At 63.0% G+C, this 12,682-nt stretch carries 10 protein-coding genes; 6 read left to right on the top strand and 4 right to left on the bottom strand.

Going from position 1 to position 12,682, the window contains the following annotated elements; all coding sequences use genetic code 11:
* Positions 1 to 131 precede the first annotated feature (131 nt).
* The 6 genes from YUA_RS0130240 to bamA all read left to right on the top strand — a co-directional run bounded on the left by YUA_RS0130240 (position 132) and on the right by bamA (position 8,808).
* Positions 132 to 1,166: a LacI family DNA-binding transcriptional regulator gene (locus YUA_RS0130240; protein ID WP_027534050.1), complete on the top strand. Its 1,035-nt coding sequence runs from the start codon at positions 132 to 134 to the stop codon at positions 1,164 to 1,166.
* Between the two features lie 206 nt (positions 1,167 to 1,372).
* The gene (locus YUA_RS0130245) at positions 1,373 to 2,602 is read left to right on the top strand and encodes an extracellular solute-binding protein (RefSeq protein ID WP_245285298.1); all 1,230 of its coding nucleotides are present in this window, start codon (positions 1,373 to 1,375) and stop codon (positions 2,600 to 2,602) included.
* Between the two features lie 66 nt (positions 2,603 to 2,668).
* Positions 2,669 to 3,556 carry a carbohydrate ABC transporter permease gene (locus tag YUA_RS0130250; RefSeq protein WP_027534052.1) on the top strand — a complete coding sequence of 296 codons (888 nt, stop codon included), beginning with the start codon at positions 2,669 to 2,671 and terminating at the stop codon, positions 3,554 to 3,556.
* Complete coding sequence (locus YUA_RS0130255) at positions 3,553 to 4,410, top strand: carbohydrate ABC transporter permease (protein WP_035972241.1); 858 nt, start codon at positions 3,553 to 3,555, stop codon at positions 4,408 to 4,410. The genes YUA_RS0130250 and YUA_RS0130255 overlap by 4 nt, the downstream gene beginning before the upstream one ends.
* 40 nt (positions 4,411 to 4,450) lie before the next feature.
* Positions 4,451 to 6,019, top strand: a complete 1,569-nt coding sequence (locus YUA_RS0130260; protein ID WP_027534054.1) for a GMC family oxidoreductase — start codon at positions 4,451 to 4,453, stop codon at positions 6,017 to 6,019.
* Positions 6,020 to 6,294: 275 nt separating this feature from the next.
* On the top strand, positions 6,295 to 8,808 hold the full coding sequence (bamA, locus tag YUA_RS0130265) for an outer membrane protein assembly factor BamA (RefSeq protein ID WP_027534055.1): 2,514 nt from the start codon (positions 6,295 to 6,297) through the stop codon (positions 8,806 to 8,808).
* Here the strand turns inward: bamA and YUA_RS0130270 are convergent.
* From YUA_RS0130270 to YUA_RS0130285, 4 genes are all read right to left on the bottom strand, one after another.
* A complete protein-coding gene (locus tag YUA_RS0130270) occupies positions 8,805 to 10,037 on the bottom strand; it encodes a Zn-dependent hydrolase (protein ID WP_027534056.1) in 1,233 nt (410 codons plus the stop codon). The two genes, bamA and YUA_RS0130270, sit on opposite strands and share 4 nt — an antisense overlap.
* Positions 10,030 to 10,815: an ABC transporter ATP-binding protein gene (locus tag YUA_RS0130275; protein ID WP_027534057.1), complete on the bottom strand. Its 786-nt coding sequence runs from the start codon at positions 10,813 to 10,815 to the stop codon at positions 10,030 to 10,032. The genes YUA_RS0130270 and YUA_RS0130275 overlap by 8 nt, the downstream gene beginning before the upstream one ends.
* The gene (locus YUA_RS0130280) at positions 10,812 to 11,585 is read right to left on the bottom strand and encodes an ABC transporter permease (protein WP_027534058.1); all 774 of its coding nucleotides are present in this window, start codon (positions 11,583 to 11,585) and stop codon (positions 10,812 to 10,814) included. The genes YUA_RS0130275 and YUA_RS0130280 overlap by 4 nt, the downstream gene beginning before the upstream one ends.
* 69 nt (positions 11,586 to 11,654) lie before the next feature.
* Positions 11,655 to 12,599 (bottom strand): ABC transporter substrate-binding protein, encoded by a 945-nt coding sequence (locus tag YUA_RS0130285; protein ID WP_027534059.1) that lies wholly within the window; start codon positions 12,597 to 12,599, stop codon positions 11,655 to 11,657.
* Positions 12,600 to 12,682 lie beyond the last annotated feature (83 nt).

The raw sequence follows: 12,682 nt of genomic DNA on the forward strand, positions 1-12,682 counted from the left end.
CCGTGGTTCTCGTCGGGGCCTGTCACTCCACGTGATCAAGGATGTAATGCAATCGGTTGCATGTCAAGCTTGCGCCCCGGCGACGATCAAGGCATGTGTAGTCCCGAGATCCCGCACAGGAGACGCCCCCGGTGAAACGCGATTCCGACGGCAGGGAGCAGCGCTCAGAGATCGCGCCGACGATAAGTCAGGTCGCAAAGATCTCCGGGGTCTCGCGCGCGACTGTGTCGCGCGCCTTCACACGACCGGAAATGCTCAGTGAAGAGACCGTCCGTCGCGTCAAGGCGGTCGCCGACAAGCTGGGATATGTGCCCAACCAGGTCGCGCGCGCGCTTTCGACCGGGCGGCACGGCAATGTCGCGCTCATCGTCTCCGACGTTGCGAACCCGTTCTTTCCGCCCCTGATCCGGGCCGCTCAGCTTCATGCCGACAGGGCGGGACTCTGCGTCTTTCTGGGCAACTCGGACGAAGATCCCGCCCGTGAGGAGTTGTTGCTCGGCCGCTTTATCGGCCAGGTGGAGGGACTTGTTCTCGCTTCATCGCGTCTGGACGAAGCGCAAATCCGGATCTATGCGGCGCGTCGGCCGCTGGTGTTGATCAATCGCGACATCGAGGGGATTACGCGGGTATTGATCGACACGGCGCCGGGCGTTGCAGCCGCGATCACGCATCTTGCAGAGCTCGGGCATCGACACATCGCCTATGTCAGCGGCCCCACGACGTCATGGTCGAACCAGCAGCGGCGCAACGCCATCCGCAAGGAGGCGGCAAAACGCGGGCTCAAGGTGATCGCCATTCCGGCCCGCCCGCCGTCCTACGACACTGGCCGGCTTGCAGCCGCCCCGATCGTTGCCAGCGGGGTGACCGCGGCCATCGCGTTCGATGACCTCGTTGCCCAGGGCCTATTGGCTGGGCTTGCTGCCCTCGATGTCGACGTGCCCAAATCGTTCAGCGTGGTCGGCTGCGATGATGTGCTCGGCGAAACCACTTACCCGCCGCTGACCACGGTGTCGGCGCGCTGCGCCGATGCAGGCGATGTCGCGGTTGGCCTCCTGCTTAGCCAGATGAATGGCGGCGCGTCGGGCGAGATCCGCCACAAGCTGAACTCTCATCTCGTCGTTCGTGCGAGCACCGGTCCGGCGCCTGCGAAACGAAAAGGCCGCTGACGATTTGGTCAATCGCCGCGGAAAGCGGCAACGGATCGCAATTGACACGCAACCGGTTGCATGACAGCTTTTGATCGGGATTTATGTATGTAGGGAGCGGGGACATGGCCTTCATCGCGACATCGGTCGGCAGATTCGGATATCCAACCTCTCCCGGGAAGAAGCGTCGTTCATGGCTGTCAGCTGCTCGGTGGCTGGCGGTGGCTATGGCCCTGCCAATGCTGGCGTCGCCTGCGTCGGCGGAGAAGCTGACCATCTGGAGCGGCTGGCCTGACCTCGCCCCATTCTATAAGCGCGTCGGAGATCAGCTGAAGGCGAAGTATCCCGATCTCGAAATCAGCGTCGAGGCAATTGCCTTGCGTGAGCACGAGAAGCGGCTTGCGTTGTCGCTTCCATCCGGCGCGGCCGGAGACGTCATCGAGATGGAGGTCGAGGCGGCGCGATATCTGGAGGCGGGCCTGATTCCGGAGCCGCCGGCCTCGATCGTGGATTTCGTCAAAGCCAATTACGACATGACGCGCGTGAAGACCGCCACGTATGACGGCAAGATCTACGGCGTTCCGTTGTTCCAGGGGCAGGGCGCGCTGTTCTACAACACCGACATGTTTGCCAAGGCCGGCCTCAACTCGCCTCCCAAGACGATGGCGGAATACACGGCCTATGCGCAGAAGCTCGTGCAGCGTGACGCGTCCGGCGCGCCGACGGTCAGCGGCTGGAGCCTGCGTCTCAGCGGCGGTGGCTCCGGGATCGCGGAGAAGTACTGGACCATCCTCTATAATCACGGCGGCACGCTGTTGGAGGAGAAGGGCGGCAAGTGGCGCGCGGCCTATGCGAACGAAGCAGGCCGCAATGCGCTCAAGCAGTACCTCGACAACGTCGTAACCTATCGGACGGTGTCGCCCGAGATGAAGGCAGATGCCGAAGCCTTCGAGCTCGGCCAGACGGCGATGTTCATCCGGGAGTCCTGGGTGATCGGCGACGTCGCCAAGAAGGCGCCCAACCTCAAATATGCAACAGCGCCGTTGCCGAAGGGAACGCTGATGGTCCCCGTCGACCTCTACGTCCCCAACAAGGGGCCGAAGAGCCAGATCGCCTGGGATTTCGTTCGGAAGGCAAACGAGCCGGAGAATTTGCTGTGGCTGCTTGAGAACACAGCATGGGTGCCGAACCGCAAGGGGCTCGACTACTCTGCGGTCCTCGGCAGGATTCCTCAACTCGGCGCGTTCGTTAACACCCCCGCCGACCACGTCTTCTTCACCGTTCCAGCGATCAGTCCGGCCAGCGAAATTCTCACCCGGCTCGCGGCGCGCCTCGAGAAGACATTCACCGACAAATCGCTGGCCGGAAACGATGCCGCCATCGACGCCTTCCTGAAATCTGCTGCTGAGGAAAGCGACAAGATTCTTGCCCGGGAAGATTTGCTGGCCAAACCGTAAGATCGCCGCCCATGGTCGCGACGACACAATTGCGGCGCTAGCCGGCGGCCACCTCCGGGAGAATTCATGCGTTCCAAGCCGAAATGGCTGTTTCCGGTTCTGGCGCTGCTCCCGGTTCTCGGCCTCTATGCTTGCCTGCGCATTTATCCGATCGCCGAGACACTCCGTCTCAGCCTGTTCAAGTGGAACATCATCTCGCGGCGCAAGCCGTTCGTCGGACTCGACAACTTCATCGAGTTGATGAGTGACCCGCTGTTTCTCGAAGCGATCTTCAATACCACCATTGTAGCCTTCGGCGTCCTGGTGATTACGATTCCCGTCGGACTGGCGCTCGCCGCACTGATCAACAGCCGGCAGGGGCTGCGGCGTAGTGGCTTCTACGAAACCTCGATCTTCCTGCCGCACGTCGTGTCGCTGGTGCCGGCGGCGATGGCCTGGAAATGGATCTTCGATGCCCGGCTCGGGCCACTCAACGCCCTCATTGGGTGGTTTGGAATTCCCGCCCAGGCCTGGTTGTTCGACCCCGTCCTGTCGATAGTGTGTCTGATCGTCCTGTGCTCCTGGCAGTCAATCGGCTACGCCGTCCTGATCTTTCTCGTCGGCTTGAAGAACGTTCCCGAGGCGCTCTACGAGGCGGCGCGCCTTGACGGCGCATCCTCGTTCCAGGCCTTCCGCTACGTTGCAATACCTCTGTTGAAGCCGGTGATGCTGTACGTGTCGGTGATTACGCTGATCTCGTCCTATAACATCTATGCGCAGGCCTTCGTCCTGGCCTCGGACGTCCAGGGTGCGCCAGGACATCTCGTTCGCGTCCTCGTCCTCGACATGCTCGAAAACAGCTTTCGAAATTACCGGGTCGGCTATGCCGCCGCCGAGGCCGTTGTCCTTCTCGCGATCGTGCTCGTTCTGACGGGCGCGCAGTTCAGACTATTTCGGGATCGGAGCCGCGCGTGAGCGATCCAGACCATCCGTCCAGCGATGCCGATCGGAACACGCCTGCCGGCCTCGCGATCGATGTCGTTCTCTTCGCCGTCGGCCTGATGATGCTGCTGCCGCTCGTCTTCCTGATCAGCAACGCGTTCAAGACGCCGCCAGAATTGCTGGCGTGGCCGCCAACCATCATTCCGGACCGACCGACGCTGGAGAACATCCTCGGCGTGCTGCACGAGACGCCGCTGCTTCATTGGATCGGCAATACGCTCGTCTTTGCGGGGCTTTCGACGGCCAGCATCGTCACCACCTCCGCCATCGCCGGTTACGTGCTCGGCAAGTTCGATCTGCCCTGGTTTCCGGCCGTGTTCGGCATCATCATCGCGACATCGGTCGTTCCCTTTGAAGTGTACATGATCCCGCTCTACCTGAATGTTCAGGCGGCAGGGATGTTGAACACGCTGCCCGGACTCCTGGTCGGCTATCTCGTGATGAGCTTCGGCATCTTCCTGGTGCGGCAATATGTGACGACGTCGATCCCCGACGAGCTTCTGGAGGCCGCGCGGGTGGATGGCGCGGGCGAGGGGTGGATCTTTCTGCGGATCGTGGTGCCGCTGATGCGAGGCCCTTTGGGGGCGCTGACCGTGCTGGCGTTTTTTCAGGCCTGGACCGCGTTCGCATGGCCGCTTGTCGTGACGACCAACAAGGATACGTATACGCTCGAAGTTGGGCTGGCGCTTTTCCAGACCGGCTTTACCGTCGATATCGGTCATCTCAGCGCGGCTGCGGCCCTCGCCCTCGTTCCTAGCGCGCTATTCTTCTCGCTGATGCGCCGAAATTTCGTGCGTGGTGTGGCGGGAACCGGTCTGAAGGAATAATCGCCACGTCCCATTGGGCCGTCGTAGGAGCGCACCGGACGTGATTGAACAGGAATACGATACGATCATCATCGGAGCAGGTTCCGCCGGAGCGACGCTGGCCGCGCGCCTCAGCGAAGATCCATCGCATCGTGTGCTGCTGCTTGAAGCGGGGCAAGATCTTCGCACCGCGACCACGCCGGAACACATCCGCATTCCCAATCCGATGCGCGCCATCGGTGACGACGACTTCCGCTGGCCGAAGCTCCTGGCGCGACGCACCGAGCGTCAGCAGCCGATCCTGCTCTGGCGTGGCCGTGCCATGGGCGGCAGCTCGACAATCAACGGCCAGATCGCGATCCGCGCCGTTCCCGACGACATCGACCGCTGGGCGTGCGCGGGCTGCACGGGCTGGTCATGGGACGAGCTTCTGCCCCATTTCTGCAAGCTCGAAACGGACAAGAATTTTCCCGACGCACCCTATCACGGCGAGCGCGGTCCGATCCCGGTGTATCGCGCTCCGATCCCGGATTGGGGCAACGTCGACCGCGCGCTGCGCGCGTCGGCGCTCGGCCTTGGCTATGGCTGGTGTGAGGATCACAACGCGCCGACCGGCACCGGTGTCTCACCCTACGCCATCAACAGCGACGGCGGCTTACGAATCTCCACCAATGACGGCTATCTGGAGCCGGCGCGCGGTCGCACCAATCTCGACATCGTCGGTGACGCGCTGGTCGATACCATCACCTTCGAAGGCAATCGGCTGCACGCCAGCGGCGTCCGGGTCCGCGTGAACGATCGGTCCTACACGCCCCGCGCGACGCGGGACGTTATCCTTTGCGCCGGTGCCATCCATTCGCCGGCCATTCTGCAGCGCTCCGGCATTGGGCCCGCCGCCCTGTTGGAGGAGCTCGGCATCCCCATCCGCGCGGCCTTGCCGGTGGGCGAGAATTTGCTGGACCATCCGATCGTCAACGCACTGCTGCATTTGCGCGAGGGCAGCCATGTCAGCACGCTGATGCACCGGCACACCAATTGCTGCCTGCGCTATTCGTCCAGCCTCGCAGACGCCGGCGACAACGACATGATCATGATCGCCGGCAATCTTGCCCGCTCATCGCAATCGATGGCTGATGTCACGCTGGGACGCATCGCCGTTTCCGTCTATCAGGCTTTCAGCCAAGGCTACGTTCGCATCGCTACGACCGACCCCGAGGTCGATCCGGTGGTCGAGGAGCGCATGCTGTCCGATCCTCGCGATCTCGTGCGCATGCGCGACGGCGTCCGCCGGCTGCGTGATATCTGCCTGCAGTCAGCGGTGACCGATATCGCTCACCGCGTCGATTATGGCGCCAGCGGACGCTCCATGGACGCGCCGTTCAGCGACGCAGAGTTGGATGACTGGTTGTTCGCCGAGTGTAGCGACGCGCAGCACGCCAGCGGCACCTGCAGAATGGGCGCGTCGGACGACGCACGTTCGGTCGTCGATCACGAATGCCGGGTGATCGGATGCGCGGGATTGCGCGTGATCGATGCCTCGATCATGCCGGAAGTGCCACGCGCCAACACCCATTTGACCACGGTCGCCATCGCTGAGCGCATGGCAGATCGGATGAAGGGCACAATATAAGACGTGATGGGCGTGAGAAATGGTCTCGGCCTGTTACCAGGCGAGCGGCATCCTCTGCTCAAATCCGCTGGGGTCCGAGGCCGGGCTGAGCGGCTGCCGGTCGAGCGGGCGGTTGTTTGTTCTGGTTGGCGAATGACGTGCCGGGCGCGGGCAACGTCATGTAGATTGGCGGCTCAATCAAACTCAATCCCCGGAAACAGTCCAGCAATCTGAAAGCCACACCGTGGCCACAGCTTTCCCGTTTCAGAGCAGGTCAGGTGCTCTTGAGGTGTGGAATGTCGTTTTTGCGGGCCTGGCTAGTCGCGGCGGTCGTGGGTGGCGTGTCGATTGCAACTTCACTTCCGCTGGTGCTGTTGCCGCAGCCGGCCGCGGCGCAGACCACGGACGCGATCGTGATCGAAGGCAATCGCCGCGTCGAGGCCGAGACGGTTCGCTCCTACCTCAAGGCCGGCCCCAACGGGCAGTTCGACCAGGTGGCCATCGACGACGGTCTCAAGGCATTGATCGAGACCGGCCTGTTTCAGGATGTGAAGGTCAACCGGGCCGGCGGCCATATCGTCGTGTCGGTGGTGGAAAACGCCGTGATCGGCCGCGTTGCGTTCGAGGGCAACAAGAAGATCAAGGACGAGCAGCTTTCGGCCGAAACCCAGTCCAAGCCGCGTGGCACCTTCTCGCGGGCAATGGTGCAATCCGACACGCTGCGGATCGCCGAGATCTACCGCCGCTCGGGCCGCTACGATGTTCGCGTCACCCCTGAAATCATCGAGCAGCCGAGCAACCGCGTCGATCTTGTCTTCACGGTCGAGGAGGGCGCCAAGACCGGCGTCAAGTCGATCGAGTTCATCGGCAACAGCGCCTTCTCAGCCGCGCGCCTGCGCGACGTGATCAAGACCCATGAGAGCAATCTGCTCAGCTTCCTCAGCAGCGGTGACATCTATGATCCCGATCGCGTCGAGGCCGACCGCGACCTGATCCGACGTTTCTATCTGAAGAACGGTTTTGCCGACGCGCAGGTTGTGGCGGCGCTGACCGAATATGATCCGGACAAGAAGGGCTTCCTCGTCAGCTTCAAGATCGAGGAGGGCCAGCAATACCGCGTCGGCACCGTCGAGTTCCGCTCCGGCATCGCCAATTTTGATGCGAACTCGCTGCGCATCTTCTCGCGCGTCAATGTCGGCTCGCTCTACAACGTTGAATCGGTCGAGAAGTCGACCGAGGAGATGCAGATCGAGGCTTCGCGCCGCGGCTATGCCTTCGCCGTGGTGCGGCCGGGCGGAGACCGCAATTTCGAGGCGCACACCGTCTCCGTCGTGTTCAACATCGACGAAGGGCCGCGCACCTATATCGAGCGCATCAATCTGCGGGGTAATACCCGCACGCGCGACTACGTGATCCGGCGCGAATTCGACCTCTCCGAGGGCGATGCCTACAACCGTGCGCTGGTCGATCGCGCCGAGCGCCGCTTGAAGAACCTCGATTATTTCAAAAGCGTCAAGATCACCACGGAGCCCGGCTCGTCCAGCGACCGCGTGACTCTGATCGTCGACATGGAGGAGAAGTCGACCGGCGACTTCTCGGTTTCGGGCGGCTATTCGACCACCGACGGTGCGCTGGCCGAAGTCTCGGTCTCCGAGCGTAACCTGCTCGGCCGCGGTCTGTTCGCCAAGGCGTCGGTGACCTACGGCCAATATGCCCGCGGGCTATCGCTGTCCTTTGTCGAGCCTTATTTGCTCGACTACCGGATTGCGCTTGGATTCGACACCTACTGGCGCCAGCAATTGTCGAACAGCTATACGAGCTATGGGGTGACGACGCTGGGCTTCTCGCCGCGCGTAGGCTTCGCGTTGCGCGAGGACCTGTCGCTCCAGCTCCGCTACTCGCTCTATCAGCAGAGCATCACGCTCGCCAGCGCCTACAACAATTGCAACAACAACGCAGCCAACATGTCGCTGGCCTTCAATCCGACGCCGGCCTACATCCAGAATGTCCTCGGCGGGGTGGATCCGACGAACTCCACGAGCTCGGGCGTCTACGGCTATGGCTGCTACGGCGACGGCGAATCCAGCCTGCCGGTCCGAAAAGAACTGGGGAACGGTCCGACCTGGACCTCGGCGCTGGGCTACACGCTGACCTACAACACGCTCGACAATACCAAGAACCCGACCGACGGTCTGCTGGTCGACTTCAAGCAGGATTTTGCCGGCGTCGGCGGCGACGTCACCTATCTGAAGACTGCGCTGGACACCAAGTACTACACGTCGCTGGTGTCCGAGATCATCAGTGTGATCCACCTCCAGGGCGGCGTTCTCAGCAAGATCGGCAACAACGATCTGCGCATGCTGGATCACTTCCAGATGGGCCCGAACCTCGTGCGTGGCTTCGCCTCCAACGGTATCGGTCCGCGCGACATCACCTATGCGAGCTTCGGCGCCACCGGCGATGCGCTGGGCGGTACGAAATACTGGGGCGCGTCCATGGAATTGCAGATGCCGTTCTGGTTCCTGCCCAAGGAGGTTGGCTTGAAGGGCGCGGTCTATGCCGATGCCGGCTCGCTCTGGGGCTATCAGGGGCCGACCTCGTGGACGGCCACGGGCGAGGTCAATACCAAGGCCTGCCCGACCTGCGGACTGCAATATGACGACAGCAGCGTGGTGCGCTCGTCAGTCGGCGTCGGCTTGATCTGGGCTTCGCCGTTCGGACCGCTGCGCTTCGACTACGCCGTGCCGCTCACGAAGGGCAAATACGACGTGGTGCAGGAGTTCAGGTTCGGCGGCGGTACATCGTTCTAGCCTGCCAAAATCCGCAGGCAGGCATCGACGAACACCTGCGCGCCGGTAACGATGTCGGCGTCGGCGGTGTTCTCGGTCCAATGGTGGCTAATGCCGCCGATCGAGGGCACGAACAGCATGCCAGCGGGCATGATGGTCGCGAGCATCTGCGCGTCGTGGCCGGCGCCGCTCGGCATGCGCAGCGATCGTCCACCGGCCAGTGCCCTGCTCGCGGCCTCGATCGCGTCCTGAAAACCGGCGTTCATCATTGCGGGAGCGCCGGTGCGGATTTTCTCCACGTTGACGATGCAGGGGCCCTTGGCACTAGCCTCGTCCGCCATCGTGCGCAGCAGTTCTTCCAGCCGCGCGATTACGGTTGGGGTGTCATCGCGAATCTGGAACAGCATCTCCGCGCCACCCGGGATGATGCTCGGGGCGCCCGGATCGAGCGTGATGCGGCCAGTGGTCCAGACCGAGCGCGGCCCGCATGCAGCCGGGAAGCTCTCATCGATCGCCACGCAGAACTTGGCAAGCGCCAGGCCAGCATCCTTGCGCACGGCCATGCGCGTGGTGCCGGCGTGGTTCTGCTCACCGGCGAAAGTGATGCGATACTGCCAGATGCCGACGATCGAGGTCACGACGCCGATCGCGAGCTTGCCGCTCTCGAGCGTGTCACCCTGCTCGATATGCGCCTCGAGATAGCCGACGTGCCGTCCGGGCTCGGCGGCGATACGCGGACGCCCGGCGAGCCCCATGTCGGCCAGCGCGTCGCGCATGGCGCGGCCATTGGTGCGGTCGCGCGCGGCGTCGATCTCCGCCTCGGTCACCTGTCCGACATAGGAGCGCGAACCGAGGAAGCTGCCGAAATGACCTTCCTCGTCACACCACGCGGCCACTTCGACGGCACCCTTCACGGAGGGATCGGCATTGAGCACGCGCGCGGCTTCGAGTGCGTAAACGACGCCGAGCGGGCCGTCGAGCCAGCCGGCGTAGTTCTGGCTTTCCAGATGGGAGCCCGCGAGCAGTCTTGGCCCGGGCTTGGCGCTCGTGCCGAGAATGTTGCCGATGCCGTCGATCGCACCAATAAGTCCGGCATCGGGCAACTTCCGCACCAGCCAGTCCAGCGATTGTTTGTGCGGCCCGGAGAAGGTCGGCTTGTGCACGCCGGTCTTGTAGATGCCGAGCGCACGCAGCGCATTGAGATCGGCGAGAACACGCTCGCCATTGGCGCGCGGCTTGGTGTCAGGCATGTTCGGCAACCTTCAGCGCCTCGGTGCGGATCTCTTCGACCAGCCGCTCCTTCAACTGGACGAATTCGGGCGTGGTCTTGATCCTGTAGGAGCGCGGATGCGGCAGGTCCACATTGATCTCGGCCTTGATCCGGCCGGGACGCGCGCTCATCACGATGACGCGGCTGCCGAGGAAGATTGCCTCTTCGATGTCGTGGGTCACGAACAGCACCGTCTTCTGGTCGCGCTCCCAGATGCCCAGCAGCATTTCCTGCATCAAGGCGCGGGTCTGGTTGTCCAGCGCGCCGAAGGGCTCGTCGAGCAACAGGATCTTTGGATCATTGGCGAGCGCGCGTGCAATCGCCGTGCGCTGCTGCATGCCGCCCGAGAGCTGCTTCGGCCAGTGGTTCTCGAAGCCGGACAACCCAACCTGGCGGGTGAAGGCGTCGGCGATCTTGTTGCGCTCCGCCTCGGACACGCCGCGCTCGCGCAGGCCGAAGGCAATGTTCTCGCGCACGGTGAGCCAGGGAAACAGCGTGTAGGACTGGAACACCATGCCGCGATCGGCGCCAGGACCGGTCACCTCGCGCCCGTCGAGCGTGACGCGCCCGCTGGTCGGGCGGTCGAGGCCGGCGACGATGCGCAGCAGCGTGGACTTGCCGCAGCCGGACGGGCCGAGGATGGTGACGAAGTCGTTGTTGCCGATGACAAGGTCGGTCGGCTCCAGAGCCTTGGTCGGAGCGTTGCCGTGGCGCGCGGGGAAGGTTCGCGAAACCTGCTCGATCTTCAGCGCGGTCATGCGAGCCTCCACGGAAACAGCCAGGCGTTGAACGCCTTGAACATGAAGTCCGAGAGCAGGCCGATCAGTCCGATCACGATGATGCCGAAGATGATCTGGCCGGTGTTCAGCAACGCCTGGCTGTCGGTGATCATGTGGCCGATGCCGGAGGACGAGCCGATCAGCTCGGCGACGATGACGTAGGTCCAGGCCCAGCCCAGCACCAGCCGCAGGATCTCTGCGATCTCCGGCGCGGAGGAGGGCAGCAGCACACGGCGAATGATGCCGCGGTCGCTTGCCCCAAGCGTATAGGCGGCTTCCACCAGATCGCGCCGCGTCGCGCCCACGGTGACGGCGACCATCAGGATGACCTGGAACACCGAGCCGATGAAGATGACCAGCAGCTTCTGCAACTCGCCGATGCCGGCCCACAGGATCAGGAGCGGGATGAAAGCGGAGGCGGGCAGGTAGCGCGCAAAGGAGACGAAGGGTTCGAGGAAGGCTTCGACGGGCTTGTAAGCGCCCATGAGAACGCCGAGCGGCACCGCGATGATCGCGGCCAGCGCAAAGCCGCCGACAACGCGCCATATCGTCATGCCGATGTCGAACAGGAAGCCTTGCTTGGCCAGGAGGTCATAACCCTCCTGCACCATAGTCAGCGGATTGGCAAGGAAGGTTTTTGACACATGGCCGCCGAAGGTTGCCCACGACCAGAGGGCGACGAACAGCACGAAGAACGCGAGGCCATAGGCCACGCGCTGCCTCGATGTCACGGAATCCAGAGGACGCATCGATAGTTATCCGAATGGTCGATCTTGTGCTGGTCCCACCGCGCGGCAGGACCAGCAGCTTATCCAGGCTTACTTGATGAAGCTTGCGTCGTAGAGGTCTTCGACCTTCGGCGCGGCCTTGATGATACCGATCTCGAGCAGGAGGTCGGCCGCATCCTTGTTGAAGGCGAGGAAGTCGCCGGCGAAAAACTTCTGGTTCGCGGCCTTGTCCTGCCAGCGCAGGTACTTTGCCGAGTTGCCGAACGCCTCGCCGGTCTGCTTCACGTCGGCGCCCATGATCTCATAGGACTTGGCCTGATCCTTGGCGATCATGTCGAGCGCCTCGAAATAGCTGTTGGCCAATGCCTGCGCCGCCTTGGGGTTCTCGCTGAGGAATTTCGGCGTGCAGCCGAACGTGTCCATCACGATCGGATAATCGAGCGTGGTCGCGATGATCTTGCCCTTGTCGGGGGCGGCGCGCACGGTCGATAGATACGGCTCGTAGGTCATCGCGGCGTCGTTCTGGCCGGAGACGAAGGCCTGCGCAGCTGCGGCCGGCTCGAGGTTCACGACAGTGACGTCCTTCACGGTGAGGCCGTTCTTCTTCAGCATCCAGGCCAGCGCGAAATAGGGTGAGGTACCGGGCGCGGAGGCCGCAACGGTCTTGCCCTTCAATTCTTTGATCGACGTGACGTCGTTGCGCACAGCCATGCCGTCTGCGCCAAAGCTCTTGTCGAGCTGGAAGATCTGCTTGGTCGCGACGCCGTTGGCGTTCCAGGAAATCCAGGTCTCGACCGTGGTCGCCGCGCACTGCACGTCGCCGGAGGCGATGGCGAGGTGGCGGTCCTTCTGCGGGATCTTCTTGATGGTGACGTCGAGGCCATTCTTCTTGAAGATGCCGGCCTCCTTCGCCAGCGTCAGCGGCGCGAATCCGGTCCAACCGGAGATGCCGACGCCGACCTTGACGTCGTCGGCGAGCACGGGAGTGGCGGCCGTAAGCGCAATGATTGTCGCAAAAACTGTCGAACTACGCATGATTGTCGTCCTCTTGCCGATCGATGGATTGACGTCCTGTTGATCTCTGTCGGTCTGTGGGGACCGTTGCCCGAAGCGCTGCA

The sequence above is a fragment of the Bradyrhizobium sp. WSM3983 genome, assembly GCF_000473045.1.
In the GTDB taxonomy this organism is placed as follows: domain Bacteria; phylum Pseudomonadota; class Alphaproteobacteria; order Rhizobiales; family Xanthobacteraceae; genus Bradyrhizobium.